This is a genomic window from Halostella sp. PRR32 (assembly GCF_034808085.1).
GTDB classification, from domain to species: Archaea; Halobacteriota; Halobacteria; order Halobacteriales; family Natronoarchaeaceae; genus Halostella; species Halostella pelagica.
Window position 1 is genome coordinate 1 of the sequence record NZ_JAXHGL010000197.1, and the last position, 258, is coordinate 258.

Below are 258 nucleotides of genomic sequence, written 5' to 3' on the forward strand. Positions count from 1 at the left end.
GTTCTTTCCTCCATTTTCAACGTTCGCTCGTAGGTGTAGTCAGAAATGTCAGAATCGGGCATTTCTATGACGTAGACTTCAGCTTCGATTCTCAATTGGTAAAGGAATTTCTGGAGATCGTCCTTCATTTGAACGTTGTTGTCCTCCAGCTGAGCGATGGCAAACAGTCTAACTGTCGTGTTCCTCCAAGTTTTGTGTTGTCGAAGAAGGAATGGGAGCAACATAAGAAGACCACCATCATGCACGACCCACCAAACG

At 45.3% G+C, this 258-nt stretch carries 1 protein-coding gene; it reads right to left on the reverse strand.

Annotated elements, in window-relative coordinates:
* A partial coding sequence (locus SM753_RS21515) for a hypothetical protein (protein WP_369335391.1) occupies positions 1-245 on the reverse strand: 245 nt, incomplete at its 3' end.
* Between the last annotated feature and the right edge of the window lie 13 nt (positions 246-258).